This is a genomic window from Jiella soli (assembly GCF_020615385.1).
GTDB lineage: Bacteria > Pseudomonadota > Alphaproteobacteria > Rhizobiales > Rhizobiaceae > VKMB-3413.
The window spans coordinates 253,984-280,862 of sequence record NZ_JAJAVB010000025.1; the positions used below are offsets into that span (position 1 = coordinate 253,984).

Consider the following 26,879-nt stretch of genomic DNA (forward strand, 5'->3'; position numbering starts at 1 on the left):
GTTGATGGTGCAATGCCGCAGCGACAAGAAAGGTTGCAAGGGTCGATCGAATTTTCCAGTAATTTTCGGAATTCTTTGTCCTTCGCAATAATCGCATAAAGCAACTGTTAACTATCCCACGGTTGGCAGATCGAATCATTCTCCCTGGAGGTGCAGCGAGAGGATCTGGCGGGAGGAGATTCGACGGAGCGCGCGCGCGGCATAGGCCGCAACCCGCCGGTTCGTCGCATGGAGAGCAAGCAAATTAGCGGCGACGCACCCATGCGCGGCCCCGCCATTCTTCGCGCGTCTACCGCCTACGCGATGCGGCGGATCTTCTGCAGCCGTTCGGCGTAGCTCGACGGGGTGCTGCGCGAGATGGCGAATTTCGTCAGGACCTCGGCCTCGGTCTGGGAGGCGGGAACCGGCCGGCCGTAATAATAACCCTGGATCTGATCGCAGCCGAGTTTGCGCAGGAGGTCGACCTGTTCCTGCGTCTCCACGCCCTCGGTCGTCACCTTCATTCCCATGTGATGGGCCATGGAGATAATCGTCTCGACGATCTGCGGCACCTTCTGCTCGCCGTTTTCCATCGCCTTCATGAAGCTCTGGTCGATCTTCAGCTTGTCGAACGGGAACCGCCAGAGATAGCCGAGCGAGGAATAGCCGGTGCCGAAATCGTCCATGTCGACGGAAATGCCGAGGTCGGAGAGCTCGCGCAGCTGGTCGAGAATGGCGTCGGAGCGGTCGAGGACGAGCGACTCCACGACCTCGGTTTCGAGCCGGCTGCCGTCGATTCCGGCGTCGCGCATGGCCGAGCGGATGATGTCGAGAAGGTCGCCGTCGGCGAACTGGACGGCGCTGAGATTGACCGAGACGAAGAGCGGCTTCGGCCAGAGCGCGATCTGGCGGCAGGCCTCGCGGATGACCCATGTCCCGATTGTCTTGATGTAGCCGCGAGCTTCGGCGATCGGCACGAACACCGTGGGCGAGATGTAGCTCCCGTCCGGCGCGCGAAGTCGAAGCAGTGCCTCGAACCCGACCAGCGTCTCGTCGCGCCCGTTGATCAGCGGCTGGTAGAAGAGCTCGAACCCGTCGCGTTCGATCGCCTTGCGCAAGAGCTGCTCCACCTCCCGGCGGCGATGCATCTCCTCGTCCATCCAGCTTTCGAAGAAGACGAGCGGGTTCGCCTTGTCGGTCTTGTGGTGATAGTGCGCCATCTCGGCGTGCTTGACGAGTTCGGAATGGGTGCGCCCGGCTTCCGGAACCATGGCACAGCCGATCGAAATGCGCGGGATCACGGTGCTGCTGCACAGGCTGACCGGCTCGCAGATTGCGTCCGCGATCCGGCGGCAGAGGGCCGAGACGGTCTCGACCGAGGTGACCCGGCGATGCAGGACGACAAAATCGTCCGCGCCGATCCGCCCGACGATGTCGTCAGTCCCGACCGCGGCCGTCAGCCGCGTCGCCACGATGCGCAGCAATTCGTCGCCACAGGACTGGCCCAGGCTGTCGTTGATCTCCGACAGATCGTCGAGATCGATATAAAGATAGGCCATCTGCTCGCGCGTCGCCCGGATCGTCGCCAGAACCTGGTCGATGTCCTCCTGCGTCCTGCGGCGGTTGAGGAGGTGCGTCAGCGCGTCGTGATTGTCGAGAAACTGGATGCGCTCGTCGGCCTCGGCGATCTTGCGCTTGCGGCGGAGATAGAGAAGGAAGGGGGCGCCGGTCGCGGCGAGCAGAACCAGCACGACGAGGACGGACGTGCGCGCCAGGGTTACCTCATAGCGATACCGGTCGCCGATCATGTCGGCGACGACCGAGACATAGCCGATCGTCTGGCCGTCGCGGATCAGGGGCTGGATCACCGAGGGATTGGTGCGGCCGTCGTCATAGACGATCTGAAAGTCGCCGGTCCGCGCGAGCACCGAGGGGCTCAGACGGTCGCCGGAACTCAGGCCGCCCGGCCGGTCGCGCAACAGCCACTCATAGCGATCTGAACGCGAACGATAGACCTCCACGCCCTTACGGTCGAAGATCGCGAAACTGTCGATGGCGGCGAGGTTGGCGACCTTTCGGATCGTCGCTTCCGCATCCGGCTTGCGGGAAATGCCGGTGAGAAAGGCTTCGACCTGGCCGTCCGGCGTCAGAAGCAACCGTGTGAAGTCGGCGCCGCGGCCCCGCATCTCAGCCTCGACGAGCTTGCCGACCGCGTTCTGGCCGAGAGACAGAATGGTGACGACGACAAAGCCGACGATGGCTGCAACGCCCAGGATTACGGCCCAATGTCGCTTGAGGAAGAAACGCACCATCGACTCTTCGTTTCTTGAATCGAGACGAGGCTAGAGGCGAGAAGTAAATTTTCTGTCCTGCTACCGGATTCAACCTGTTGCTCTTGCAACGAAGGTGCCGAGAACATCCGGTAGGCCCGCAGAAACAGGGCGTCTGGTACCATCACGCGGAAGGCTCGCGCACCCGCGCAGCGAAATGCCTTAACGGAACCGAAGGGTAAGTGGGGCCGCTAGGCTTTGCCATCTTGAGCAAGGCGCGCCGTAACCATACGAATGGGTCCGAGTTTCCTTCACAACTTCGGCAATTGACCGCGATCAGCCTCCGACCTAGTGTCTTTTTTGCGGCAAAAAGACGCCAATTATCAGGCTGGAGAAGTGAAATGAGAAAGTTTGCCCTGGCGATCGCCATGATCGTCGGCAGCTTGACGCTCGGCCTCGGCGGAGCGCAAGCGGGTCTCGTGGCGAAGGTCGACCTGTCCTCGCAGACCTTGACGGTCATTCAGGACGGCCACGTGAAGTATCGCTGGCCGGTTTCCACCGCCCGGCGCGGCTATGTCACCCCGACCGGCAGCTACAGGCCGACGCGGACCCACCGCATGTGGTATTCGCGCAAATACGACAACTCGCCCATGCCTTATTCGGTTTTCTACCACCGAGGCTACGCCATTCACGGCACCGGTGCGATCAGCCGCCTCGGTCGTCCGGCCTCGCATGGCTGCGTCCGCCTGCATCCGTCGAACGCGAAGATCTTCTATTCGCTCGTCAGGCAGGTGGGCATGGGGAACACGCGGGTCGTCGTCCAGCGCTGAGCGCACGCCAGGACGCTCGAATCATCCCGGATGATTACCCCTTCGGCCTGCCGCACCACGGTGGGCCGAAAGCAGTCGCGGCATTCGGCTGAACAGCCTGTCCCATAGCGTTGGTGCCGCGGCTGGCGCATCGGGCCCGAAACTGGCAACCGGCTTTCGAGAAAAATCCGATGCGACAGCAATGAAGATAGGCCGGAGGAGCGATTCCGATCTGCTTCCCAACGCCCAACGCCCAACGCCCGAACTTTAAAGGTGCGTAGGTCGTCAGCGCGAAGATTTCAGCCGGGCCCTCCGTGTCGGGCCTTCACTGCAACGGGCGCAGGATCCGCCGGCGCAGGCCTGCCGCCGTCGCAGGCCGCAGAACCTCGATCGAGACGCTGTAGCCGAGTCGCTCGACGCGCGAGGCGTCGAGGATGGCCGAACGGATTGCATCGACGCGGCGGCCGAACAGTCCGTGCGGTTCGTGGCAGAACGAGACCGCCCAATGCTGCCCGACCGGCTCGACCCGGTATTTCACTTGACCGGAATGCATGCTGCGGTCCTCCTTCCCGGCCGATGTCACGCTTGGCGCGGCGTGAGCGGCTCTTCGTCCTCCCGTCCGGTGCGTCCACCGTTTTCGGCGACCCCTTGGCGGAAAAGCCCGAAGCTGTTCGACGGCCGGAAGCGCCGGGGGACTCGACCGTCGACGTCAGTGCGCCATGAGAATCGGATATGGGCTGCTTTGCAACAATTCTCGCGTCACGCCGCCGAAAATCATCTCACGGAAGCGTGAGCGGCCATACGCTCCGCAGACCAGAAGGTCTGCGCCGAGGACGGTGGCCTCGTTCAGGAGCCCGGCGGCGGGATGATGCCATTGCGGCACGTTGCGGATCTCCACCTTCACACCGTGCCGGGCCAGATGGCGGGCCATGTCGGACGCCGGGAGGAGGTGGCGTTCCTCGTCGGAGGCATCCTCGGTGACGGAGACGAGATGCACCGCTTCGGCCCGGACCATGAAGGGGAGGGCGGCGGCGATCGCATGCGAGCATTCGCGCGTGTCGCGCCAGCCGACAACGACGGTCCGCGGCGCGCGTAGCGGCGCCGACGGCGCGTTCGGAACGATGAGCGTGGCGACGCCTGCTTCGAACAGCACCGCTTCCAGCATGTCCCCGGACTGATCGAGCTGATCCGACGGCTGGCTGATCACGAACAGGTCGCTCGTGCGGGCGAGCCGGGCAGCGGCGATGGCCAGATCGCGGATCAGTCCGTCGGTCCGGCGCAGGTTCGCCTGCGGTGCGAGCCGTCCCATGCGCTCGCGCAGAGCGGTCTCGAACCGGTCCCCCGCCGCCTCCGCGTTCTTCCAGATTTCTGCGATCAGCCAGTCGGAGCCCGGACCGATCGGGATCGCGGTGCTCGGGACGAGATTGGCCAGGAAGCAGTCGAGATGGGCATCGAAGGCAGAGGCGATCGTCTCGGCATAGGCGAGCTTGGCCTCGTCGTCCGGGCCGCCGGACAGATGCACGGCGATGTCGGCGATAGGATGCGTCTTGCTGGACGGCATTGCCTGCGGACGTGCGGCTGCGGTGCCGGACTGGCCCTCTGGGTCGGCGATCGTCTCGGACGTCATGGTGGGGTTCCTCCTCTGGCCGCCTCCGGCCGTTCGATCCGCAGCACCTTGCGTGACTTACATCGGTCGGGCCTTGATCGGAATCAATGAATGCGAGGGACGGTTGCGCGGCAGCAGGCTGCTTCGGCCGCCGGTCCTCAGCGGGCCTTGCGCCCCGGCTTCTTCGGTCGCGTCTGCCAGCGGTCGTGGAACCACATCCACTGCTCGGGATGTTCGCGCACCCAGCCCTCGACCACGTCGTTCAGAAGCTGGCAGCTGACAGTCACGTCGATGTCCCCGGTCGCGTTGCGCGGCAGGTCAAGGCGCGGCATCAGTTCAAGGCGGTAGCGTCCGTTCGGAAGGCGGATCGAGCGGGCCGGATAGACCTCGGCGTCGAACTGCCGCGCGAGCTTGGGAACCAGCGGATTGGTATGGCAGGGCCGTCCGAAGAAGGTGGTCGGGACACCCTTCTTGAACTTCTGGTCGACGAGCATGCCGACCGCCCCGCCGCGCTGCAGGATGCCGGCGAGCGTCCAGGCGGCCCCCGCCTTGGACGGCACCAGATGGCCGCTGGCGGTCCGGCGGGCCGACTGGACCTCCTTGGCGATGTAGCGGTTGTTCGGCTGGCGGAAGAGGGCGGTGAACTCCAGGCCGAAGGCGGCCGCGCCGATCGGCAGCAGCTCGAAGCAGCCGAGATGGCCGGTGAAGAAGATGAACGGGCCCTTGCGTTCGCGCAGCTCGACGAAGGTGTCGATGCCCTCCACCTCGACGCGTCCGGCCTGGGGGTTCTCCGGATCGAAGTCGAAGAGGTCGTCGAGAAAGACGAACTCGGCGGCTATCCGGCCCATCTGGCCCCAGTTGGCGCGGGCCGTCCTCTCGACCCAGTCCTCGTCTTTTTCAGGATAGGCCTGGCGCAGATTGTCCTTCGCAAGGCGGTGCCGGGCGGTCAGCGGGCCCAGCCAGCGCGCTGCCCGATCCGCGAAGGCAAGCCCGGCGCTCGCCGGAAACAGCCGCAGGAGCTTCAGCGCGGCGAAAAGGATCTGCGCGACGACGAAGTCGCCGGCGCGCTTTGCCCTGAGCGCGAGTTTGGCGGTTCGCGGATTCATGCGGAGAGGACGTCGCCATCCCCGTCGAGCCTGAGGATGATCTTGCCGAAGACTTCGCGCGCTTCCATCCGCTTCAGCGCCAGCCCGATCCCCTCGAAGCCGATCTCGGTGTCGATCACCGGATGGACGAGGCCGCGCGCCATCTTCTGCATGGCATTCGCCATGTTCTCCATGCGGCAGCCGAAGGAGCCGAAGAGCTTCAATTGCTGCTGGAAGAGCTGCATCAGGTTCATCTGCGTCGAGACACCCGAGGTCGAGCCGCAGGTTACCAGCCGTCCGCCGCGCTTCAGGCACAGCATGGAGCCCGCCCAGGTGTCGGCGCCGACATGCTCGAAGACGACGTCGACGCCCTTCTTCTTCGTCAGCTTGCGGGTGACGCCCTCGAAGCGGTCGGCCCGGTAGTTGATGACGTGGTCGGCACCGAGCGCCTTGGCGCGCTCGATCTTGTCGTCAGAGCCGACGGTGGTGATCACCGTACAGCCCTGGCGCTTGGCGAGCTGGATCGCCGCCGAGCCGATGCCCGAGCCGCCGGCATGGATCAGGATGGTCTCGCCGGGCTCGAGCTTCGCATTGTCGAACAGCATGTGCTCGACCGTCCCGAAGGTGACGGGGGCGAGCGCTGCGCCGACGGCGTCGCAGCCGGGAGGCGCGGGGACGAGGAGGCGGGCCGGCAGGTTGATCTTCTCCTGCGCGAAGCCGTCGAGATGGAAGCCGTGGACCCCGGAGACGTTCTCGCAGAGATTGTCGCGGCCCTCGCGGCAGGGGCGGCAGAGCCCGCAGGTCTGCGCGCCGTAGATCGAGACGAGCTGGCCGGGCAGAACCGAGGCGACGCCGGGGCCGATCGCCTCCACCACGCCCGCGGCCTCGGCGCCGACCGTCAGCGGCAGCTTGCGCCTGGCGAAGGCCATGCCGCGCCAGCCCCAAACGTCGATATGGTTCAGCGCCACCGCCTTGATCGCGACGGTCGCCATGCCGGGACCCGGCGCCGGCGGCGGAAGAACGTCCACCGCCCTCAGGTCGCGATCGCCGAACAGCTGCAATGCCCGCATGATGATTTCCTGTCCGCGGTTCCGGTCTGCCTCAGGCGCGCGGTTCGCGGCCGATGACGAGGCAGGCGTTCTGCCCGCCGAAGCCGAAGGAGTTCGACAGCACCGCCGCAATGTCGGCCGAGCGCGCCTTGTTCGGCACGGTGTCGAGTTCGATCGCCGGATCCGGATTGTTGTAGTTGATGGTGGGCGGCAGGATGCCGTCCTTCAGCGATAGGACCGAGAAGACCGCCTCGATCGCCCCGGCCGCCGTCAGCGTGTGGCCGATCATCGACTTGTTGGAGGAGATCGGCGTCGTCTTCAGCGCCTCCCCGAAGACGGCGGCAAGGCCGGTCGCCTCCATCCGGTCGTTCTCCGGGGTCGAGGTCCCGTGCGCGTTGATGTAGTCGATGTCTTCCGGCTCCATCCCCGCATCGGCGATGCCCGCCCTGATCGTCGCGATGATCGGGGAGCCGTCGGGCTTGGACCGCGTGCGGTGGAAGTCGTCGGCCCGCTCGCCGCAGCCATGGATGACGCCGAGGATCTTCGCCCCGCGCGCCCTGGCCGCCGACAGGGATTCCAGCACCAGCGCACCGGCGCCCTCGGCCATGACGAAGCCGTCGCGGTCCTTGGAGAAGGGCTTGGAGGCCTTTTCTGGCACGGCGTTGTTGGTCGACAGGGCCGACAGAAGCGAGAAGCGGATCAGCGATTCCTGGGTGATCGAGCCGTCGGTGCCGATGGCGATCGCCCGGTCCGTCTCGCCGCGGCGGATCGCCTCGACGCCGAGCTGGATCGCGCTCGCGCCGGAGGCGCAGGCGGTCGACAGCGTGATCGGCAGGCCGCGGGTGCCGAGCTTGTCAGCCAGGAGTTCGGAGATCCGGCTGCACTGGGTGAGGTGGTAGATCGCCGGGTTCGGCCGGCGGCGGGCGATCTCGAGCAGGCGGTCGTAGCCGGCTTCCTCGCGGCTCGCCCCGTCCATGGCGTCGAGCTCGAGCCGGTGCTGCCACTCCATCTCGACCGGCGGCGCAGCGAGGAAGAGCGGGCCGCCGAAATCGTCCACCGGCAGGCCGGCCATGGCGATCGCCTCGGTGCCCGCCGCGTCGGCCATGAGATAGGAATGGCCTGTCGAGGTCTCGCTGCCGGGCCCCATAAAGTCGACGCTGCCGGAGATCGTGGTCTTCAGGCCGTCGGTGGCGAACCGTTCGATCCGATGGATCCCGGATCGGCCGGCGGTGAGTGCCGACCAATTGTCCTCGATGCCGCGGCCGAGCGACGAGACCAGGCCGAGCCCGGTGATGGCGATCACCGGGCGGCCGAGGAAATCGGTTTCGCTGTCACGCATTGTCTGACCTTTCACAGGCTGCGGCCGTCGATCGCCTCGATCAGGCAGGCGCCTTCGGCATGAAGATGGCCGATCGTCGTGACCACCGCCTGCCGCGGCGCCTTGGCCGCCGGACGCTCCTCGCCCGGATCGAAGGGCGGCAGGGCGATCCCGCGGGCGAGCGCACCTGCCGCGAGCGCGACGCCGGCCGGCATCTGCGTCTCGAAGGAGTGGCCGAGAATCGTCCCATAGGCTCTGACCGGACTTTCCGGCAGCTTTTCGGCAAGAACGCCCATCTCGACGTCGAGAAGCGGCTGCAGCCCGGTGGCGCCGGACAGGACCAGCGTCTCGTCGGCCGGAACGCTCGGCTTCGGCAGGACAGCCGCAAAGCGGGCGGAGGTCGCCGCGCTCTCGCGCCGGCCGCGATCGCCGGATGCCGCGACGAAGCGGGCATAGGCCGTGGCCGAGCGCGCGGCGGCGTGCTCGGCCGATTCCAGGATCAGGAAAGCGCCGACGCTGCCGACGGTGACGCCGTCCTTGGGCTCCCGGCGCGCGAGTACGGGCCGCCACTCGTCCCGCAGCATCAGCCCGGCGAGGTCGAAATTGAGGATCAGGTCCTTGCGCTCCGCCGAAAAGGCGCTGCCGACGAGGCAGATCTCGCTCTGGCCGGCCGCGATGCGCGCCCTGGCCGAGGCGAGCGCGGAAATGCCCGCCGCCTCCTCGCCCATGAAAGTGCGCGAGGAACCTGTCACCTTGTGGACGATCGAGATGTTGCCGGCGAGGAGGTTCGACAACTGCGCCAGGAAGAGCGTGGGCCTGAGTTCCGTCGACAGCGTCTCGTTGATGACGGCCTCGCGATCGTTGGCGGTGCGGGCGCGCTCCATCAAGAGCGCGTCGACGGCCGCATCGCGCTCGCCGCCGCCGGCCGCCACGATCATGTCGATCTTGCTGCGCACCGCCTCGTCGGCGGGAATGCCGGCGTCTTCGAGCGCCAGGCCCGCGGCATAGGTGCCTAGCTTCTGCCAGGTCTCCATCTGGCGCTGGTCGCCCTTTTTCGGGATCTGCTTCGACCAGTCGATGGCAGGCAGCGGGTGGACGAAGTAAGGCGCGTAGGCTTCCGTCTCGATCCGCGGCTGCAGGCCCGGCCCGCGGGCCATGATGTCGAGATGGGCCGCGATGCCCTCGCCGAGCGAGGACACCAGCCCGATCCCGGTAATCACGACGTCCCTGTCTCGCTCACTCATCGGGATATTCCATCAGTCCGCCGCGTTCGAAAACGCGTTCCGCCTGGAGCGCGGCGCGGCGCGTCGCGTTGGATCCACGACGGACGCTCCAGCCTATTCGATCATCGCACCCGAGGTCACCGCAAACCGGTGCCGGTCTTCGGGCCGATGCTGTCGGTCGCCGGGCCCGCCCTTCCATGTGCCGGGCCAGGCGAAATCGGCGTCAGCCGGCGGCCTTCGCCGCGCGCAGCTCATCGATCTTCGCGCAGAGATTCTTCAGGACGAAATATTCCTCGGTCGGAACTTCGCCGTCATTGACCTCCTGCGTCCACTTCTCGAGCGGGATCTTGATCCCGAACTCCTTGTCGATCGCAAAGACGATATCGAGGAAGTCGAGAGAATCGATGCCGAGATCGTCGATCGTGTGGCTCTCCGGCGTGATCTGGTCTCGGTCGATCTCGCTGGTCTCGGCGATGATATCCGCGACCCGGTCGAAGGTGGAAGACAATGTCCGGTCCTTACATGTTTCGCATTCGTGAATTCGGCGCGAAGCTATAGGGATTCAAGCCCGAAAAGCAAAGCGAGAACGCCTCCTCGGCGATGTCGGCCGCAAAGGTGTGACATTCCGACTTCGGCGCCGCCCTTTCGAATTCGAGCCGCGGGCTCCTCCAACCCTCGCGGGTTCCGAAGATGGGCGTCGGCGCCCGCCTCCGAAGGCCGGCCCGAGGCATGCCCGGCCGAGACAGACGCAAATTCCAACGATTGTCGAGGCAACGTCTTGGGCGACGGCGCGTTTGGACTGGACCTCAAGCCGGGAAATCTTCGCAAGAGCCGAAATGAGCGGTCGAATGATGAATGTCATGTCTGAAGAGAGCCGCGTTCTTTCGGTGACGAACCGGCTGATCCGCGCGGCAACCGCGCTCGGGCGCATCACCGCACAGGTACACAAACGCGAACACGGGCTGACCGTGCCGGAATTCGGCGTGCTGATGATCCTCGGCGGCGGCGAGCACGAAGCGGCCTTCACCTCGTCCTACATCGTCGACGCGACCGCCATGGATAAGACCAAGGTCAGCCGGGCCGTGTCCTCGCTCGACCAGCGCGGCTGGCTGATCCGCAACCGCGCCTCCGCCGACCGGCGATTCGAGCATCTGGCGCTGACGGATGACGGCCGAAAGGCCTATGCGGATCTGATGCCTAAGGTGCGGGCAGCCGAGCGGTCGGTGCTCAAGCACCTGTCCGAGGCCGAGCGGCGCGGCCTGGAGGCCGGCCTCGAAGGGCTCGACCGCGCCTTCGGGCACTGACGCCGCAGTCGCACCTACTATCCGCGTTTGAACGAAAACGGCCCCGCCGCGGACGACGGGGCCGGAAAGACCGGGCGGCAGCGGTAGCAGCCGCCCCTGCGTTCAGGTGATTACTTGGCCTTCTCGGTGTCGACGCCTTCGCTCGCCTTGAGCTGATCGCCGCCCTTCTCGGTCATGTCGGTGTTCTCGGCAACGTTGACGTAGTCATACTTGCCGTCCTTCCACTCGTAGACGACGTAGCCCGGCAGGGTGACGTCGCCCTTGTCGTCGAAGGACAGGTCGCCGATGACGGTGTTGAAGTCGCCGTCGTCGAGCGCCTTGACCACCGGATCGTAATCGGTCGAGCCGGCCTTCTCCACCGCCTGCGCCCAGGCCTGGATCGCCGCATAGGTGTAGAGGACGTAGCCCTCGGCGGTCTGGCCCTTCTTGTTGAGCTCGTCGACGACCGGCTTGGCCGCCTCGTTCTTGCGCGGATCGGGCGAGAAAGTCATCAGCGTGCCCTGGCCGGCATCGCCCGTGATCGCCCAGTACTCGTCGGTGACGAGCGCGTCACCGGACATGATCTGGGTGTCCATTCCCTGCTCTTTCATCTGGCGCGCCATAAGGCCCGCCTCGGTGTGGTAGCCGCCGATGTAGAGGAGGTCGACGCCCGCCTGCTTCAGCTTGGTGACGAGGGCGGTGTAGTCCTTTTCGCCGGCGGTGTAGGATTCCACCAGCGCCGGCTTCACGCCTTGCTTTTCCAGGTTCTTCTGCGTCTCGTCGGCAAGGCCCTTACCATAGGCGGTCTTGTCGTTGATGATCGCGACCTTGGCGTCCGGGAAGTTCTTGGCGATGTAGGCCGCCGCGACCTCACCCTGCTGGTCGTCACGGCCGCAGACGCGGTAGATGCCGGGGCCGGGACGCTGGTCGGTGAAGGCCGGGTTGGTCGAGGCCGGCGAGATCTGGACGATCTGCTCGTCGGCATAGACCTGGCTTGCCGGGATCGAGGAGCCCGAGCAGAAGTGGCCGGCGACGAAGGGAACGCCCTGCGAGGCGAACTGGTTCGCGACCGCGACGGCCTGCTTGGGATCGCAGGCGTCGTCGCCGACGGACAGCTTCAGCATCTCGCCGTTGACGCCACCCTTGGCGTTGATGTCCGCGACCGCCTGCTCGGCACCGACCTTCAGCTGCTGCCCGAAGCTCGCGTACTGGCCGGTCATCGGGCCGGCGACGCCGATCGTGATGTCGGCGAAAGCCGAGCCTGCAAAGACGAGATTGAGAGCTGCGCCGGCGAGGAGTGCTTTCTTCATAGGAACCTTCCCTGTTTTTCTATGAGGCGACCGTCCGGTCATGGAACGAGGGGACCCGTTCCTGCCTGGGCCGGATTAAAGACCGGATCGGCTTCGGTTGAAAGCCGGTCGGCCTAAATTTTCGACCATGGTTATAGATGAAGCAGGGCCGAGGGCCGGTGCCTGCGGAAGGACCTGAGCGCAGATCCCGGTCAAGCCGCCGACCGGCGAAGCGGACCGTACTGGCGGGCCATCTGGCGGTTGCGCACGAAGCTTCGTCCCGCCGCGGCGAAGGCGAACAGGATGACGTAGTCGACGATGCCGTGGTGGAGCCCGACCCAGAAGGTCGACAGCGGCAGGAAGAACGAACCGCTGAAAAGCCCGTAATGAATGAAGCGCACGGCGATATCGAGCAGGAGAACATAGAAGGCCATCAGCCCCCAGCCGCTCCAGGTGAGCGCCGTCGAGCGGCCGATCATCCAGGCGCCGGCGCCGCCGAGGATGACGGTGACGAAGAGGAACTCGGCGAGCGAGACTTCCCAGATCAGCCCGTCCATCAGTGCGCTCCCCCTTCCAGATAGGCGCTGCGCACCTCTTCGCGGGACAGCAGCTCGCGCCCCGTGCCCGACATGGTGATGACGCCGTTGACCATGACATAGCCCCTGTGGGCGAGGCGCAGCGCATGGAAGGCGTTCTGTTCGACGAGGAACACGGTGAGCCCCTCATTGCGGTTGAGTTCGCGGATGACCTCGAAGATCTGCTTGACGATCAGGGGGGCCAGGCCGAGCGAGGGCTCGTCGAGGAGGAGGAGCTTCGGCCGGCTCATCAGCGCCCGGCCGATCGCCAGCATCTGCTGCTCGCCGCCAGACAGCGTGCCGCCGCGCTGGCCGCGCCGTTCCTTCAGGCGGGGGAACAGCTCGAACACCTTGCGCAGGTCGTCCTCGAAATATTTCTCGTCCTCGAGGATCGCGCCCATCTGCAGGTTCTCGATCACCGTCATGCGCGGAAACACCCGGCGCCCTTCCGGCGACTGGGCGATCTGGCGCGACATGATGTCGTGCGTCGGCAGATGGGTGATGTCGTCGCCGCGATAGAGGATCTGCCCCTCGCGCGCCTGCGGATTGCCGCAGACAGTCATCATCAGCGTGGACTTGCCGGCGCCGTTGGCGCCGATCATGGTGACGATCTCGCCCTCGTAGACGTCCACGTCGACGCCCTTCAGCGCCTGGATCTTGCCGTAGAACGTGTGGACGCCGCGGATCGCCAGCAGCGGAAGCTCGTCGCCGCGTTCGGCCGTCGCCTCGGCAACGGCCGCGCTCGTGCCCGCCGCACTCATGCCCTGTCTCCCGAAGTCTCGCGTCCCGCCCCGCCGGCGGGCGGTGCTTCCTTGATCTCGAGCTCCTGCTCGACCTCGTCGACCTCCTCGTCGTCGACGCCGAGATAGGCCGCGATCACCTTCGGGTCGCGGCGCACGCGCTCGGCATTTCCGTCGGCGATTTTCTTGCCGTAGTCGAGGACGACGATGTGGTCGGAGATCTCCATGACGACGCCCATGTCGTGCTCGATCAGGAGGACCGAGACGTCGTGCTCGTCGCGGATGTGCCGCAGGAGCGTGTTGAGCTCGGTCGATTCGCGCGGGTTGAGGCCCGCCGCCGGCTCGTCCAGGCACAGAAGCGCCGGACCGGTGCACATCGCCCGGGCGATCTCCAGCCGGCGCTGGGCGCCGTAGGGAAGGTCGGAGGCGGGATCGTCGGCCCGGTCGAGGAGGTCGGTCCGGCGCAGCCAGTCGACCGCCTTGTCCTTGGCCGCGCTGGCGGCCCGGCGATAGCCCGGCAGCCCGATCAGCCCGCCGATGGTCATGCCGGAGGCGCGCATCAGCTTGTTGTGCTGGGCGACGAGGAGGTTTTCCAGGCAGGTCATGCCGCCGAACAGGCGGATGTTCTGGAAGGTGCGGGCAACGCCCGCGACGTCCGTGATGCGGAAGTCGGCCATCCGCTCCAGCAGATAGATCGCGCCCTCTTCGTGCTCGTCGTGCTGGCGGCCGCTGGCGGTCAGTGCGTCGACCCGCTCCTGCGGGATGCCGCGGCCGCGGCGCAGCGCGATCCGGCCTTCGGTCGGCTTGTAGAAGCCGGTCACGCAGTTGAAGACGGTGGTCTTGCCTGCGCCGTTCGGGCCGATCAGCGCGGTGATGTCGCCACGACCGACATTGAAGGACAGATCGTCCACCGCCACGAGACCGCCGAAGCGCATGGTCAGCCGTTCGACGGTCAGGACCGGGTCGACGGCCCAGCTTTCGGTTTCCTTGAGCATCAGTGTCCCTCGCCCTGGCTGACGAGATCGGCGCCGATCGCCTTCTTCTCCTTGTAGACCGCCGACGGCGAGCGCGACGAGACGAGACCGCGCGGCTTCCAGACCATGATCGCCACCATGGCGAGGCCGAAGATCAGCATGCGGTACTGCGTCGGGTCGAAGCCCGCCCCGAAGATCCCTTGCAGGAAGGTCAGGTTGCGCAGGAGCTCGATGCCGCCGATCATCACCACCGCGGCAATGGCGACGCCGAGCTGCGAGCCGAGCCCGCCGAGGACGACGATGGCTAGGATGATCGCCGATTCGATGAAGGTGAAGCTTTCCGGCGAGATGAAGCCCTGGCGCGTTGCGAAGAAGGCGCCGGCGAAGCCGCCGAACATCGCGCCGGTGGCAAAGGCCGTCAGCTTGACGTTGACGGTGTTGATGCCGAGCGAGCGGCAGGCGATCTCGTCCTCGCGCAATGCCTCCCATGCCCGGCCGACCGGCAGCTTGCGCATGCGCAGGGTGACGAAGTTGGTCAGGAGCGCCAGCGCCAGGATGATGTAATAGAGGAAGACGAAGCGCTGCACCGTGTCGTATTCGAGCCCGAAATAATCGGCGAAGGAATTGTCGCCGCGGGTGAATTCGAGACCGAACAGGGTCGGCTTCGGAATGCCGAGGACGCCGTTCGGTCCGCCGGTGAAACTAGCCCAATTGAGGAGGACGACGCGGATGATCTCGCCAAAGGCGAGCGTCACGATGGCGAGGTAGTCGCCCCTGAGGCGCAGCACGGGGAAGCCGAGCATCACGCCCCAGGCCGCGGCGAAGAAGCCTGCCATTGGCAGGCAGACCCAGAAGCCGAGGCCCGTGCTCTGCGCGATCAGCGCGAAGGAATAGGCGCCGACCGCGTAGAAGGCGACATAGCCGAGGTCGAGAAGGCCGGCGAGCCCGACGACGATATTGAGGCCCCAGCCGAGCATCACATAGGTGAGGATCAGGATCGACAGGTCGAGGAGATAGCGGTTCTGGCTCGGGACCAGGGTCGCCAGGAGGTAAGGGAGAAGCAGCGCCAGGATCAGGAAGACGATGGCGACGATCTTGCCGACCGGCAGGCCGCCGGTGCCGAACTTGACCTTCTTGAACCAGCCGGTGACCGGCCGCTCCGATTTATAGACGAAATAGGAGAGCAGGAAGCGGCCGACGAAGGCGATCCCGATCCAGATCACCCAGAGCGCCGGCGTGGCGGTGAGATCGAGGCCGCCGACGGCGATGTCGGTCCGAAAGGCGAAGAAGAAGACGGTGATCGCGGCGACGAGCGCTGCGGTGATCCCGGCTTCCTTGAGTGCGGCGACGAGCCGGCTGTCGGTGGTCGGTTCGGGGGCGAAGGGCGGCTCGCCGCGCATGGCGGCGCGGCGTTCCTCGGACAGGCGCTCGGCGCCTTCCGGTCGGTTTGCGGAAGCGGCGGTCGTCTCGGAGGCCATAATCTCAGACCTTCTCGACTTCGGGCCGTCCGAGCAGGCCGGAGGGCATGAAGATCAGGACGATGGCCAGGATCGAGAAGGCCGCGACGTCCTTGTATTCGACGGTGAAATAGCCCGACCAGAAGGTCTCGATCAGGCCGATGGCAAGGCCGCCGAGCATGGCGCCCGGGAGCGACCCGATGCCGCCGAGAACGGCCGCGGTGAAGGCTTTCACGCCGGCGATGAAGCCGATGTAGAAGTCGATCACCCCGTAATAGAGAAGGTACATCATCCCCGCGACCGCGGCGAGCGAGGCGCCCATCACGAAGGTCAGAGAGATCGTCCGGTCGACATTGACGCCGAGCAGGGAGGCCATCTTGCGGTCCTGCTCGCAGGCGCGCTGCTGGCGCCCGAGCGAGGTGCGCGAGATGATCAGCGAGAAGATCACCATCAAGACGATGGTCATGCCGATGATGATGATCTGCATGTAGGACAGCTGGACGACGATGCCGCTGGGGCTATCCATCAGCGTGATGCCGCCCTGGATCTGCGGCGGCAGCGGCTTGACGCGCGCCCCTTGCGTCACCTGGACGAAGTTCTGCAGGAAGATCGACATGCCGATCGCGGTGATCAGCGGGGCGAGGCGGAAGGAGCCGCGCAACGGGCGGTAGGCGACGCGCTCGATCGTCCAGCCCCACATCGCCGTGAAGATCATGGCGACGATGACCATCAGGAGAAGCACGATCGGAAGGAAGGTGATTCCGAGCGCCGCAAGTCCCAGGAAGACGGTCAGCGCGATGAACGCGCCGATCATGAAGATCTCGCCATGAGCGAAGTTGATCATGCCGATTATGCCGTAGACCATCGTATAGCCGATGGCGATCAAGCCGTAGATCGACCCGAGGGTGATCCCGTTGATCAGCTGCTGCAGAAAATATTCCATGAACCGCCCGTGTTCCGGTGCTTGTTGAATGCCTTCATGGGGCCGGTGCGGTGGGATCTGTCAGGAACGCCGCGCCGTGAGGCATGATGAATTCCACAGCAGTGTGGCCTGTGCAAGTTAATCCCGCAAGCGCCCATCGCTCCTCCACAGCCGGCATTGCGGACTTCGCGCGTCGCGACACGCCGGCCCCGCCTCTCGATCGGCTCACCGCGAACGGGCGGCAGTGTAGGCGCCCTGCAAGTCCTGGTGACAGCCATACGAAAGCCGCATAGGCTCATCGCCGGGTGGAAGAGCAGCCTGCCCAAGAGGCAAGCGGGGAGCGGGCCCGATCGAGACGACGGACATCAGCCGGCATGCCTGCGGAATCCGCACCGCCGTCTATCGCGGGAAGGGGGTGGACGGGCTCTGTGCGTTCGCCGAGACCGTTGCGGCGGAAGACGACTTCTCCCTGGTCCTGGTGTTCTTCGACCCCGCCTTCGACGGCGGCGAACTGGCGCGCGGGCTGAAGCGCAGCCTCGCCGTTCCCACGCAGATCTGCTGCTCGACCGCCGGCGGCATCGGTCCGTTCGGCTATCTCGACGGCGGCGCGATCCTGATCCTGTTTCCGGCCGCGTCCTTCGAGGCGCTGGCCGCCGTGATCCCGGACCTTTCGGCGGGCGGCATGCGCGGCGGCGCCGAGATCGCCGAAGCGCTGCGCGGCCGCTTCGATCGTCTGATCGCGGAGCGGGCGCAGGGTGCGCCGCTGGCGCTCGCCTTCATCGACGGGCTGTCGATGCACGAGGAGATGGTCGTCGCCGCCTTCGACTCGGTCTTGCCGGACGTGCCGCTGGTCGGTGGCTCGGCCGGCGACCGGCTCGACTTCGGCGTCACCCGCGTCTCGCTCGACGGGCGCGTCTACGAGCACGGCGCGGTGCTGTGCCTGATCTGGTCGACAGTGCCGTTCAGGATCTTCAAGTCCGACCACTACCGGCCGACCCAGACGCGGCTCGTCGTCACCGAATCGGACCCCGACCGGCGGCTGGTCACGGCGCTGAACGGCGCGCCGGCCGCCAGCGAATACGCAACCGTCCTCGGGCTGGATCCGCTCGGCCTAAACCGGTTCAGCTTCGCCTCCTATCCGGTCGTGGTGAAGATCGGCGGCGAGCACTATTGCCGCTCGATCCGGCGCATGGAGGAGAACGGCCTGTCCTTCTTCTGCGCCGTGGAGACCGGCGTCGTTCTCACCCTCGCCGAATCCCGCGACATGGCCGATTCGATGCGCGACGCGCTGTCGCGGGTCGCCGGGGACCTCGGCGGCATCGACGTCGTCGTCGGCTTCGATTGCGTGCTGCGCCGTGTCGAGGCGGAGGAGCGCCAGCTCAGCCGGCAGGTTGCTTCGGTGTTCTCCGACTACAAGGTGTTCGGCTTCACCACCTATGGCGAACAGTACCGCTCCATGCATCTCAACCAGACCTTCACCGGCGTCGCCTTTGGCGCGGCGGCTGGCGATGCGGCCGGCTCCGCATGAACCGCATCCTCCTCGGCACGCTCGGCGCGATCGGCGAGGACGCGGTTCCAGACCGTCCACCGGAGGAGGTGCGCCGGCTGGAGCTCGTCAACGCCGCGTTGATGCGCCGCATCGAGCAGGTTACCGACAGCCAGGCCAACGCCTACTCGCTCTTCCAGACGGCGATCGACCTGGAATCGCAGGTTCGCCGGCGCACCGTCGAGCTCTCGCAGGCGCTGGCACGGGTCGAACAAACCAATCGCGAGAACCTCGCCGCGCTCGAACTTGCCGACCGCGCCAACCGGTCGAAGACGAAGTTCCTCGCCGCCGCGGGCCACGACATCCTGCAGCCCCTGAATGCGGCGCGCCTCTCCCTCTCCGCGCTGATCGCATCGGGGGTGGCCGAGGACGGCCATCGCTACGCGGCGAGCATCGACAAGGCGCTCGACACGATGGAGGGGCTGATCACCAGCGTTCTCGACATCGCGCGGCTCGACGCCGGAGCGATGACGCCGGAGATCGGCGAGATCTCGCTCTACGACCTGATCGCCAGCCTTGCCGCCGAATTCTCGCCGATCGCCGAGGGCAAGGGCCTCTCGCTGAGGGTCGCGGGACCGCAGGTGACGGCGCGAAGCGACGGCGCGCTCCTGCGCCGGCTGGTCGCCAATCTCGTCTCCAACGCCATCCGATATACCCGCGAAGGCGGCGTCCTGATCGGCCTCAGGCGCCGGGGCGACCAGGTGCGGCTCGACGTCTACGACACCGGCATGGGGATCGCGCCGGACCAGTACGAGCTGATCTTCCAGGAATTCCACCGCGGCCGCGTCGCCGGCGACGATCCGCGCGCGGCGATGGGCACCGGGCTCGGGCTCGGCCTCTCCATCGTCCGGCGCATCGCCGAGGCGCTCGGCCACCGCCTGTCCTTCCGCTCGGTCGAGGGGCGCGGCACGGTATTCTCGCTGATGCTGCCGGCGGTCGCCGAGCCGGCAAGGACCGTCCCGGTGCGGACCGCAGAATTCCGGCCGTCGGGCTTCGGCCTGGCACTTGCCAAGGTCCTGGTCGTCGAGAACGACCAGAGCGTGATGGACGCGACGCTGGCGCTTCTCGAACGCTGGTCCTGCACGGTGCGCACCGCGACGGAGATGCGCGACGCCTTGCCGATCCTTTCCCATGAGCGCTTCCATCCGGACGTCATCCTCGCCGATTTCTGGCTCGACAAGGGCCAGATCGGCCTCGACGTCGTCGAAGCCGTCAGGGCGATGACCGGCTGGGCGGTGCCGGCGATCGTGATGACCGCCGATTATTCTGCGGAGACGCAGGCCGCGGTCGAGCGCGCCGGCTGCGAACTCCTGTTGAAGCCGGTCAAGCCAGCGGAGCTGCGCGCGCTGCTCGCCCACTTGGCATCCTGACCCTGAGACGGCGCGTCCCTCGTCAGCGCGAGGCGGGAGGCTGCGCGGGCGCACCGGCCGGCAGGACGCCGAGCTTGTCGAAATCGAGCTTGGCGACCTCGATCACCGCCTGGGTCCGGCTGAAGACGTTGAGCTTGCGAAGGATTTCCGAGACGTGCGCCTTCACCGTCGTCTCGCCGACATTGAGCTCGTAGGCGATCTGCTTGTTGAGGAGTCCCTGGCGGATCATCGAGAGGACGCGCAGCTGCTGCGGCGTGAGACTGGCGATCCGCGACGGCAGGTCGCCGGCGTCTGCGCGGCGATCGCTCTCGCCGGAGATCAGGCCGGGCTGGACATAGACCGAGCCTGCCAGCACCTCGGTGATCGCCGTCGACAGATCGAGCTTCTTGGCCGATTTCGAGACGAAGCCGGCGACGCCATAGGCGAGGACCTGCCGTACGATCTTGGGATCGTCGAGGGCCGAGACGACGAGGATCGGCAGCCGCGGAAACCGGCCGCGCAGTTCGAGAAGGCCCTCGAAGCCTGTGGTGCCGGGCATGGTCAGGTCGAGAAGGGCGAGATCGAAGGAGCGCTCGGCGGTCTCGACGGCTTCGATCGCGGTCTCGATGGCACCCGCCTCGACGATCTCGGCCTTTGGATCGGCCAGCGCGACGGCGCTGCGCAGCGCCTCGCGGAACAGCGGGTGGTCGTCGATGATCAGGAAGTGGTTCATCCCTGGCGCTCCGCCTCGATCCCGGCCAGAAGCCCGTGAAGAGCCCGGCCCTGATCCCGCAACAGGTTAGGAGCCGGATTTCGGCCGGGCAAGTGGACCTTCGGACGAAGCTCGACCCTGCTCCGCACCGTTAAGAACGGCCGGAGGGCTCGGCATGGGCCTTGTCGCCGGATGAATGCTCGAAGCTCGCGGCCGCTGCCTCGGCCGTGATCTCGTCCGAGCCTTCTTCCGGATCGACCGCGCCGTGCGCCTCCAGCCACTGGGCCACGAGCCACCAGCCGAGCGCCCATGCGGCGCCGGCAGTCCAGCCGGCGAGGACGTCGCTCGGCCAGTGGACGCCGAGATAGACCCGGCTGACTCCGACGAGGATCGTCAGGAAACAGGCGCAGGTGATCAGATAGGCCCGCACCCGTCGGCGCGGCTCGACCCGCGCGACGAGGGTCGCCAGCGTCAGATAGACGATCGCCGACATCATCGAATGGCCGCTCGGAAAGCTCGCCGTATAGACGTAGGAGCCGTGCGGGACGAGGTCGGGCCGTGGCCTGTCGAAGCCCATCTTCAGGAGGCGGCCCATCATCTGCCCCGATCCGATCGCCGCCAGCACCAGCCACATCGAGCGCCGCTTGCCGGAAAAGAGGAGGTAGAGCGCGACGAAGACGGTGATCATGACGAGGATGCCGGTGCCGCCCAGCGCGGTCAGATCGCGGCCGAGCTCTTCCAGCCAGGGCGGCCCCAGCGGGTCGGACATGTCGGCGGGACTGCGGAAGGCGAGCAGGATCGTCGTGTCGAAGCCGGTGGTATCGCCCTCCACCACTTCGCCTGCGAGCGAGACGAAAGCCCAGACCGCCGCCGCGACGAGAAGCGCGACGGCGAGCGTGGTGATCTCGACCCGGCTTCGCAGATGAGCCCATATCGCCTTCGCCTGATCGAATTGCATCATCGCTCCCTGTTTCCGGCCGCCGCCAACCGTTCGGCGGCCGGACCTGCCTATTTGGCTGGCAGGGCGAGGGCAAGCGTTGCGCTCTTCGCGTCCACGTGATCGGGCGGAAGCTGACCGGTCAGGCCGGGACCCGCTCGGACGTGCGGGCGATGACGGCGCCGATCTCGCTTCGGCAGGAGCCGCAATTGGTGCCGGCCTTCAGCGCCGCACCGACCGCCTCGACGGTGAGGGCGCGGCCGGAGGTGACGGCGGCGGCGATCTCGTTGACGCCGACGGCAAAGCAGGAGCAGACGACCGCGCCCGGGTCCGGCCGGTCGACGCCGCCGCGCCCGGCGAGCAGCCGGATGCGGTCGCGGCCGACGAAGGCGCCCTGCGAGAGGTGGCCGGCCGCCCAGACGCGGGAGACGGCGACGGGCCTTCGCGACAGGAACAGCGCGCCGGACAGGCGCTCTCCGCCGAAGGCGGCGAAGCGATGTTCGCCGGCCGCCTCGTCGCGATAGGCGAGGAGATCGCCGTCCCCTTCTGCTCCGAGCAATCTTGCCGCAAAGCCCGCGGGATCGGCGAGCGGGGCGAGACCGGCGATCTCCATCCGCCACCCGGCTTCGGCCCGCGCCATCGCGAAATAGTCGAGGCCGTCGGTCTGCGGGCGGTGCGCCGTGACGGCGAAGCCGTACCATGCGGCGGCGAAGCGTTCGAGCGTCACCGGCGTCGCCTTGAGGCCCGGCTGGCCGGAGACAGGATCGGTCGCCGGCGCGACGACCGCGTCGATGCGACCGTGCGAGGAGAATTGGCCGGTCCAGTGCATCGGGGCGAAGACGGTGCCCGGCCGCTGGCGGTCGGTCACGAGGCAGCGGATGATCGCGGCTCCCTGCGGCGAGCGGATGGTCACCAGATCGGCTTCTCCGAGCCGCAGCCGGGACGCGTCCTCGGGGTGGATTTCGGCGAAGGGCTCGGCGATGTGCGCCGACAGCCGCGCCGACAGGCCGGTGCGCGTCATCGTATGCCAGTGATCGCGCACCCGGCCGGTATTGAGCAGGAAGCCGCCGGTTCGAAGCGGTTCCGGAAGGGGCGGGCGGACGGCCACGAAGCGGGCGCGCCCGTCGGCGTGATAGAACCGGCCGCGCGCGAAGAAGCGGCGATCGCCGGCCCGATCCGCCGAGGCGGCGCTGCCCGGCACCGGCCACTGCACCGGGTGAAGCGCGTCATACCCGGTCTGTCCGAGGCCAGCGAGACCGCCGATGTCGAAGTCGCGCGATCCGGCGTTCTCCTCGGCCGACAGACGGGCGTGCTCGTCGAAGATGTCCGCAGCGCTTCCATAGGCGAAGGCGGCGCCGAAGCCGAGGCGCCGGGCGACGGCCGTAAGGATCCACCAGTCCGGCCGCGCTTCGCCCGGCAGCGGCAGGAACGCCCGCTGGCGCGAGATCCGCCGCTCGGAATTGGTGACGGTGCCGTCCTTTTCTCCCCAGGCGGCGGCGGGCAGCGCCACATGGGCGAAGGGCAGCGTGTCGTTCTTCGCGACGACGTCGGAGACGGCGACGAAGGGGCAGGCGGCGAGCGCGGCCTTCACCGCGTCCGCGTCCGGCATGGAGACGACCGGGTTCGTCCCGATGATCCAGAGCGCCTTGATCCGCCCATCGGCGACGGCCCGGAACATGTCCACCGCCTTCAGCCCCGCCCGCGCGGCGATCGTCGGGGATTGCCAGAAGCGCTGCACCAGCGCGCGGTGGTTCGGGTCCTCGATCTCCATATGGGCGGCCAGCATGTTGGCCATGCCGCCGACCTCGCGCCCGCCCATGGCGTTCGGCTGGCCGGTGATCGAGAACGGCCCCATGCCCGGCCGGCCGATCCGGCCGGTGGCGAGATGGACGTTGACGATCGCATTGACCTTGTCGGTGCCGCAGACCGACTGGTTGACGCCCTGGCTGTAAACGGTGACGGTCTTTTCGGTGGTCGCAAAGAGATCGTAGAAGCGCCGGAGGTGGGCCGGTGCGAGCCCTGTCGCGGCGGCGACGGCCGCAATGTCGAACTCGTCCGCGGCGCAAAGCGCCGCGTCGAAGCCCCCGGTGTGGTCGGCGACGAAATCCCGGTCGATCGCGCGTGCCCCGGCGAGATGCCGCAAGAGGCCGGCGAAGAGCGCGGCGTCGCCGTCGGCGGCGATCGGCAGATGAAGGTCGGCGATGTCGGCCGTCGCCGTGCGCCGGGGATCGATCAGCACGACCCGCATATCGGACCGTGCGGCCTTGGCGGCGGCGATGCGTTGATGGATCACCGGATGGCACCAAGCCAGATTGGCGCCGACGATGACGACGAGATCGGCGCGTTCCAGGTCCTCATAGGTGCCGGGAACGGTGTCCGAGCCGAAGGCGCGGCGGTGACCGGCGACCGAGGACGCCATGCAGAGGCGCGAATTGGTGTCGATATTGGCCGAGCCGACGAAGCCCTTCATCAGCTTGTTGGCGACGTAATAGTCCTCGGTCAGAAGCTGGCCGGAGACGTAGAGAGCGACCGAATCCGGCCCATGCTCGGCGATCGTGCCCGCGAAGACATCCGCCACCCGGCCGAGCGCCTCGTCCCATGTCGCTGGCCTGCCGCCGATCGTCGGAAAGAGCAGCCGTTCCTCCAGCGACAGCGTCTCACCCAGCGCCGAGCCCTTCGAACAGAGCCGGCCGAAATTGGCGGGATGCGCCGGGTCGCCGGCGATCGTCACGGACCCGTCCGCCTGCGGCGCCGCGAGCACGCCGCAGCCGACGCCGCAATAGGCGCATGTGGTTCGCACCGATGTCTCGCGCGGCCGCTGTTCCATCGTCTGCCCGCCTATTCCGCCGCTTGCGCGAACGGCTGCGCGCCGGCCGCATCGAGCGAGATCTCGATCGTCTCGGTCAACGGATCGACACGGATGGCAAAGGTCCTGACCGCGCCCTCATCCGGCCCTTCGACGCGGCCGGTCTTGAGCGAGATCACCTGGTTGTGCAGCGGGCAGGTGACCGAGGCGTCGTGGACGATGCCTTGGCTGAGCGGGCCGCCCTTGTGCGGACAGCGGTCCTCGGTCGCGAAGACATGATCCTCGGCGGTGCGGAAGATCGCGATCCGCCCCAGCGGGGTCAGGACGCAGCGCGCGCCGCGGCGGGGGATGTCGGTGATCGTTCCGATCCTGTGCCAGTCGCTCATCACTCCGCGGCCTCCCGGAAGGTCAGGTCGGCCATCGGCCGGAATTCATGGGATGCGACGCGGCCGGTCGCCCGGTCCGCCCAGGGATCGCGCTGTGAGAACTTCTGGCTGAAGACGAAGGCATCGAAACACGCCCGGCGCTTCTCGGGGTCGTCGACGATGGCCGCGTGGATCGAGTCCATCCCGACCCGCTTCAGCCATTTGTACATGCGCTCGAGGTAGTGGCCCTGCTCGCGATAGAGCTGGACGAGGGCGACGATCATCTCGAGCGCCTCGTCCTCGGTCCTAACCTGCGTCAGGACTTCGGTACCCTTGATGTCGAGCCCGGCGGCGCCGGCGAAATGGATCTCGTAGCCGGCGTCGGTGCAGATGACGCCGACATCCTTGCAGGTCGCCTCGGCGCAATTGCGCGGGCAGCCGGAGACCGCCATCTTGACCTTGGCCGGCGTCCAGGAGCCCCACATGAAGCGCTCGATCCGGATGCCGAGGCCGGTCGAATCCTGCGTCCCGAAGCGGCACCAGTCGGTGCCGACGCAAGTCTTCACGGTCCGCAACGCCTTGCCATAGGCGGCGCCCGAGACCATGCCGGCGGCGTTGAGGTCGGCCCAGACGGCGGGCAGGTCCTCCTTCTTCACGCCCAGCATGTCGATGCGCTGGCCGCCGGTGCATTTGACAGAGGGGATGTCGAACTTCTCGACGACGTCGGCGATGGCCCTCAGCTCCTTCGCCGAGGTCATGCCGCCCCACATGCGCGGCACCACGGAATAGGTGCCGTCCTTCTGGATGTTGGCGTGGACGCGCTCGTTGATGAAGCGCGACTGCTTGTCGTCGAGATATTCGCCCGGCCAGTCGGCAAGGAGGTAGTAGTTCAGCGCCGGCCGGCATTTGGCGCAGCCGCAGGAGGTCTTCCATTGAAGCTCCTGCATGAGCTCGGGGATCGACTTCAGGCTCTTTGCCCTGATCAGTCGGCGCACATCCGCATGGCCGAGCTCGGTGCAGCCGCACATCGGCTGGACGGCGGAAGGATTGTAGGCGTCGCCGAGTGTCAGCGCCATCAGCTGCTCGACGAGGCCGGTGCAGGTGCCGCAGGAGGAGGAGGCCTTGGTGTGGGCCCTGACGTCCGACAGCGTCGTCAGGCCCTTCGCGGCGATCGTGCCGGTGATCTTCGACTTGCAGACGCCGTTGCAGCCGCAGATCTCCGCATCATCCGGCAAGGCTGCAACGGCCGCCATAGGGTCCAGGGGGGCGCCTCCCTGATAGGACCGGCCGAAGATCAGCGTCTCGCGCATCTCCGCGACCGGCGTCTCCTTCTTGATGAGGTCGGAGAACCAGGCGCCGTCCGCCGTCTCGCCGTAAAGGACGGTGCCGATGACGCGGTCGTCCTTCAGGATCAGCCGCTTGTAGACCCCGGCGGTGGCGTCGCGCAGGACGATCTCCTCGCGTCCGTCGCCATCGGCGAAGTCGCCCACGGAATAGAGATCGATGCCGGTGACCTTCAGCTTGGTCGGCGTGTCGGAATGGGCGAAGGCGGTGGTCTCGTCGCCGCAGAGCCTTGCCGCGGCGACCCGCGCCATCTGGTAGAGCGGCGCGACGAGGCCGTAGACCCGGCCGCCGACTTCGGCGCATTCGCCGAGGGAGAGGATGTCGGGATCCGAGCTGCGCATGCCGGCATCGACGACGATGCCGCGATTGGTCTCGAGCCCGGCGTCCCTGGCGAGCGCCGCGTTCGGCTTGATGCCGGCGGCCATGACGACGAGGCTTGCGGGGATCACGGTGCCGTCGGCGAGTTCCACCGCCTCGACCTTGGCATCTCCGCGGATCGCCTTGGTGTTCGCCTTCGTCATCACCTTGATGCCGCGTTGTTCGAGCGAGCGCTGCAGCATGAAGCCGGCGGCGGGATCGAGCTGACGCTCCATCAGCGTCGGCATCAGGTGAAGGACGGTGACGTCCATGCCGCGCGCATGAAGACCCGCGGCGGCTTCCAGCCCAAGCAGGCCGCCGCCGATGACGACCGCCTTCTCGCGTGACTGTGCGGCAAGGAGCATCGCCTCGACGTCGTCGAGGTCCCGATAGGTGAGCACCCCCGGCAGGTCCTTGCCCGGCACCGGCAGGATGAAGGGTACCGAACCGGTTGCGATCACCAGCCTGTCATAGGCCTCCGTCACGCCGTGGTCGGAGGTGACCGTCTTTGCGGCCCGGTCGATCGAGACGATCCTGTGGCCCTTGTAGAGGGTGATGCCATGGTCGACATACCAACCGTCGCCATGGATCACGATCTCCTCGAAGGCCTTCTCCCCGGAGAGCACCGGCGAGAGCATGATGCGGTCGTAATTGACCCGCGGCTCGGCGTTGAAGATCGTCACGGCATAGCGGCCGGGCGCCTCTTCGAAGAGGTGCTCCAGCATGCGGCCCGGCGCCATGCCGTTGCCGATGACGACGAGTTTCTCAGTCATGGGCGGAGGCTCCATGGAGGGGTTTTGGACGATTGTCGTTGGCGGGATCGCCACCTAAGGTAGCTGGCGCTGCATCGAGGCGGGCGGGATGGCCGGATGCGATTGGGACGA

General features: G+C 66.9%; 23 protein-coding genes. 4 read left to right on the forward strand and 19 right to left on the reverse strand.

All coding sequences use genetic code 11. From position 1 onward, the window contains the following. Nucleotides 1-296: 296 nt before the first annotated feature. Entirely contained in the window at nt 297-2,291 is a 1,995-nt protein-coding gene (locus tag LH400_RS15640; protein WP_229153684.1) for a putative bifunctional diguanylate cyclase/phosphodiesterase, read from the reverse strand. 359 nt (nt 2,292-2,650) lie between these two features. Here LH400_RS15640 and LH400_RS15645 point away from each other — a divergent pair, with 359 nt between their 5' ends. Further along, nucleotides 2,651-3,079 carry a L,D-transpeptidase gene (locus tag LH400_RS15645; protein ID WP_229153686.1) on the forward strand — a complete coding sequence of 143 codons (429 nt, stop codon included), beginning with the start codon at nt 2,651-2,653 and terminating at the stop codon, nt 3,077-3,079. A 304-nt stretch (nt 3,080-3,383) separates the two neighbouring features. On the opposite strand, the gene LH400_RS15650 is transcribed toward LH400_RS15645, so the two are convergent. The 7 genes from LH400_RS15650 to LH400_RS15680 all read right to left on the reverse strand — a co-directional run bounded on the left by LH400_RS15650 (nt 3,384) and on the right by LH400_RS15680 (nt 9,847). Beyond that, nucleotides 3,384-3,611, reverse strand: coding sequence for a hypothetical protein (locus LH400_RS15650; RefSeq protein WP_229153687.1), 228 nt, complete (start codon nt 3,609-3,611; stop codon nt 3,384-3,386). Between the two features lie 156 nt (nt 3,612-3,767). Further along, the gene (locus LH400_RS15655; protein WP_229153688.1) at nt 3,768-4,685 is read right to left on the reverse strand and encodes a universal stress protein; all 918 of its coding nucleotides are present in this window, start codon (nt 4,683-4,685) and stop codon (nt 3,768-3,770) included. 137 nt (nt 4,686-4,822) lie between these two features. Continuing rightward, entirely contained in the window at nt 4,823-5,770 is a 948-nt protein-coding gene (locus LH400_RS15660; protein WP_229153689.1) for a lipid A biosynthesis lauroyl acyltransferase, read from the reverse strand. Then, nucleotides 5,767-6,819 carry a zinc-binding dehydrogenase gene (locus LH400_RS15665; RefSeq protein ID WP_229153690.1) on the reverse strand — a complete coding sequence of 351 codons (1,053 nt, stop codon included), beginning with the start codon at nt 6,817-6,819 and terminating at the stop codon, nt 5,767-5,769. The genes LH400_RS15660 and LH400_RS15665 overlap by 4 nt, the downstream gene beginning before the upstream one ends. A gap of 31 nt (nt 6,820-6,850) precedes the next feature. Next, nucleotides 6,851-8,137, reverse strand: a complete 1,287-nt coding sequence (locus tag LH400_RS15670; protein ID WP_229153691.1) for a beta-ketoacyl-ACP synthase — start codon at nt 8,135-8,137, stop codon at nt 6,851-6,853. A gap of 11 nt (nt 8,138-8,148) precedes the next feature. Beyond that, on the reverse strand, nt 8,149-9,360 hold the full coding sequence (locus tag LH400_RS15675) for a beta-ketoacyl-ACP synthase (RefSeq protein ID WP_229153692.1): 1,212 nt from the start codon (nt 9,358-9,360) through the stop codon (nt 8,149-8,151). A gap of 202 nt (nt 9,361-9,562) precedes the next feature. Beyond that, a complete protein-coding gene (locus LH400_RS15680) occupies nt 9,563-9,847 on the reverse strand; it encodes an acyl carrier protein (RefSeq protein ID WP_229153693.1) in 285 nt (94 codons plus the stop codon). A 352-nt stretch (nt 9,848-10,199) separates the two neighbouring features. Between LH400_RS15680 and LH400_RS15685 the strand changes: the two genes are divergently transcribed. Then, nucleotides 10,200-10,643 carry a MarR family winged helix-turn-helix transcriptional regulator gene (locus LH400_RS15685; RefSeq protein ID WP_229153694.1) on the forward strand — a complete coding sequence of 148 codons (444 nt, stop codon included), beginning with the start codon at nt 10,200-10,202 and terminating at the stop codon, nt 10,641-10,643. 110 nt (nt 10,644-10,753) lie between these two features. On the opposite strand, the gene LH400_RS15690 is transcribed toward LH400_RS15685, so the two are convergent. From LH400_RS15690 to LH400_RS15715, 6 genes are all read right to left on the reverse strand, one after another. Continuing rightward, on the reverse strand, nt 10,754-11,932 hold the full coding sequence (locus LH400_RS15690) for a branched-chain amino acid ABC transporter substrate-binding protein (RefSeq protein WP_229153695.1): 1,179 nt from the start codon (nt 11,930-11,932) through the stop codon (nt 10,754-10,756). 191 nt (nt 11,933-12,123) lie between these two features. After that, the gene (locus tag LH400_RS15695) at nt 12,124-12,468 is read right to left on the reverse strand and encodes a DUF6867 family protein (protein ID WP_229153696.1); all 345 of its coding nucleotides are present in this window, start codon (nt 12,466-12,468) and stop codon (nt 12,124-12,126) included. Next, nucleotides 12,468-13,247 (reverse strand): ABC transporter ATP-binding protein, encoded by a 780-nt coding sequence (locus tag LH400_RS15700; RefSeq protein WP_229153698.1) that lies wholly within the window; start codon nt 13,245-13,247, stop codon nt 12,468-12,470. Before LH400_RS15700 ends, LH400_RS15695 begins: the two co-directional genes overlap by 1 nt. Then, nucleotides 13,244-14,221, reverse strand: a complete 978-nt coding sequence (locus tag LH400_RS15705) for an ABC transporter ATP-binding protein (RefSeq protein ID WP_229153700.1) — start codon at nt 14,219-14,221, stop codon at nt 13,244-13,246. The genes LH400_RS15700 and LH400_RS15705 overlap by 4 nt, the downstream gene beginning before the upstream one ends. Beyond that, nucleotides 14,221-15,678, reverse strand: coding sequence for a high-affinity branched-chain amino acid ABC transporter permease LivM (livM, locus tag LH400_RS15710; RefSeq protein WP_229153702.1), 1,458 nt, complete (start codon nt 15,676-15,678; stop codon nt 14,221-14,223). The genes LH400_RS15705 and livM overlap by 1 nt, the downstream gene beginning before the upstream one ends. 4 nt (nt 15,679-15,682) lie before the next feature. Beyond that, nucleotides 15,683-16,600 (reverse strand): ABC transporter permease subunit, encoded by a 918-nt coding sequence (locus LH400_RS15715; RefSeq protein WP_229153704.1) that lies wholly within the window; start codon nt 16,598-16,600, stop codon nt 15,683-15,685. A 394-nt stretch (nt 16,601-16,994) separates the two neighbouring features. Here LH400_RS15715 and LH400_RS15720 point away from each other — a divergent pair, with 394 nt between their 5' ends. Continuing rightward, nucleotides 16,995-18,107, forward strand: a complete 1,113-nt coding sequence (locus tag LH400_RS15720; RefSeq protein ID WP_229153706.1) for an FIST N-terminal domain-containing protein — start codon at nt 16,995-16,997, stop codon at nt 18,105-18,107. Further along, nucleotides 18,104-19,495, forward strand: a complete 1,392-nt coding sequence (locus LH400_RS15725; RefSeq protein ID WP_229153708.1) for an ATP-binding response regulator — start codon at nt 18,104-18,106, stop codon at nt 19,493-19,495. Before LH400_RS15720 ends, LH400_RS15725 begins: the two co-directional genes overlap by 4 nt. A gap of 22 nt (nt 19,496-19,517) precedes the next feature. On the opposite strand, the gene LH400_RS15730 is transcribed toward LH400_RS15725, so the two are convergent. The 5 genes from LH400_RS15730 to nirB all read right to left on the reverse strand — a co-directional run bounded on the left by LH400_RS15730 (nt 19,518) and on the right by nirB (nt 26,768). Beyond that, a complete protein-coding gene (locus tag LH400_RS15730; protein ID WP_229153710.1) occupies nt 19,518-20,207 on the reverse strand; it encodes a response regulator in 690 nt (229 codons plus the stop codon). Between the two features lie 130 nt (nt 20,208-20,337). Then, nucleotides 20,338-21,147 (reverse strand): phosphatase PAP2 family protein, encoded by an 810-nt coding sequence (locus LH400_RS15735; RefSeq protein WP_229153712.1) that lies wholly within the window; start codon nt 21,145-21,147, stop codon nt 20,338-20,340. Nucleotides 21,148-21,265: 118 nt separating this feature from the next. Continuing rightward, nucleotides 21,266-23,950 carry a nitrate reductase gene (locus LH400_RS15740; RefSeq protein WP_229153714.1) on the reverse strand — a complete coding sequence of 895 codons (2,685 nt, stop codon included), beginning with the start codon at nt 23,948-23,950 and terminating at the stop codon, nt 21,266-21,268. Between the two features lie 11 nt (nt 23,951-23,961). Then, nucleotides 23,962-24,315, reverse strand: coding sequence for a nitrite reductase small subunit NirD (gene nirD, locus LH400_RS15745; protein ID WP_229153716.1), 354 nt, complete (start codon nt 24,313-24,315; stop codon nt 23,962-23,964). Beyond that, complete coding sequence (gene nirB, locus LH400_RS15750) at nt 24,315-26,768, reverse strand: nitrite reductase large subunit NirB (RefSeq protein ID WP_229153719.1); 2,454 nt, start codon at nt 26,766-26,768, stop codon at nt 24,315-24,317. Before nirB ends, nirD begins: the two co-directional genes overlap by 1 nt. Nucleotides 26,769-26,879: the final 111 nt, after the last annotated feature.

Coding starts and splice junctions, on each gene's coding strand:
- LH400_RS15640 (WP_229153684.1), bottom strand. CDS start 2,291: ATGGTGCGTTTCTTCCTCAAGCGACATTGGGCCGTAATCCTGGGCGTT.
- LH400_RS15645 (WP_229153686.1), top strand. CDS start 2,651: ATGAGAAAGTTTGCCCTGGCGATCGCCATGATCGTCGGCAGCTTGACG.
- LH400_RS15650 (WP_229153687.1), bottom strand. CDS start 3,611: ATGCATTCCGGTCAAGTGAAATACCGGGTCGAGCCGGTCGGGCAGCAT.
- LH400_RS15655 (WP_229153688.1), bottom strand. CDS start 4,685: ATGACGTCCGAGACGATCGCCGACCCAGAGGGCCAGTCCGGCACCGCA.
- LH400_RS15660 (WP_229153689.1), bottom strand. CDS start 5,770: ATGAATCCGCGAACCGCCAAACTCGCGCTCAGGGCAAAGCGCGCCGGC.
- LH400_RS15665 (WP_229153690.1), bottom strand. CDS start 6,819: ATGCGGGCATTGCAGCTGTTCGGCGATCGCGACCTGAGGGCGGTGGAC.
- LH400_RS15670 (WP_229153691.1), bottom strand. CDS start 8,137: ATGCGTGACAGCGAAACCGATTTCCTCGGCCGCCCGGTGATCGCCATC.
- LH400_RS15675 (WP_229153692.1), bottom strand. CDS start 9,360: ATGAGTGAGCGAGACAGGGACGTCGTGATTACCGGGATCGGGCTGGTG.
- LH400_RS15685 (WP_229153694.1), top strand. CDS start 10,200: ATGTCTGAAGAGAGCCGCGTTCTTTCGGTGACGAACCGGCTGATCCGC.
- LH400_RS15690 (WP_229153695.1), bottom strand. CDS start 11,932: ATGAAGAAAGCACTCCTCGCCGGCGCAGCTCTCAATCTCGTCTTTGCA.
- LH400_RS15695 (WP_229153696.1), bottom strand. CDS start 12,468: ATGGACGGGCTGATCTGGGAAGTCTCGCTCGCCGAGTTCCTCTTCGTC.
- LH400_RS15700 (WP_229153698.1), bottom strand. CDS start 13,247: ATGAGTGCGGCGGGCACGAGCGCGGCCGTTGCCGAGGCGACGGCCGAA.
- LH400_RS15705 (WP_229153700.1), bottom strand. CDS start 14,221: ATGCTCAAGGAAACCGAAAGCTGGGCCGTCGACCCGGTCCTGACCGTC.
- livM (WP_229153702.1), bottom strand. CDS start 15,678: ATGGCCTCCGAGACGACCGCCGCTTCCGCAAACCGACCGGAAGGCGCC.
- LH400_RS15715 (WP_229153704.1), bottom strand. CDS start 16,600: ATGGAATATTTTCTGCAGCAGCTGATCAACGGGATCACCCTCGGGTCG.
- LH400_RS15725 (WP_229153708.1), top strand. CDS start 18,104: ATGAACCGCATCCTCCTCGGCACGCTCGGCGCGATCGGCGAGGACGCG.
- LH400_RS15730 (WP_229153710.1), bottom strand. CDS start 20,207: ATGAACCACTTCCTGATCATCGACGACCACCCGCTGTTCCGCGAGGCG.
- LH400_RS15735 (WP_229153712.1), bottom strand. CDS start 21,147: ATGATGCAATTCGATCAGGCGAAGGCGATATGGGCTCATCTGCGAAGC.
- LH400_RS15740 (WP_229153714.1), bottom strand. CDS start 23,950: ATGGAACAGCGGCCGCGCGAGACATCGGTGCGAACCACATGCGCCTAT.
- nirD (WP_229153716.1), bottom strand. CDS start 24,315: ATGAGCGACTGGCACAGGATCGGAACGATCACCGACATCCCCCGCCGC.
- nirB (WP_229153719.1), bottom strand. CDS start 26,768: ATGACTGAGAAACTCGTCGTCATCGGCAACGGCATGGCGCCGGGCCGC.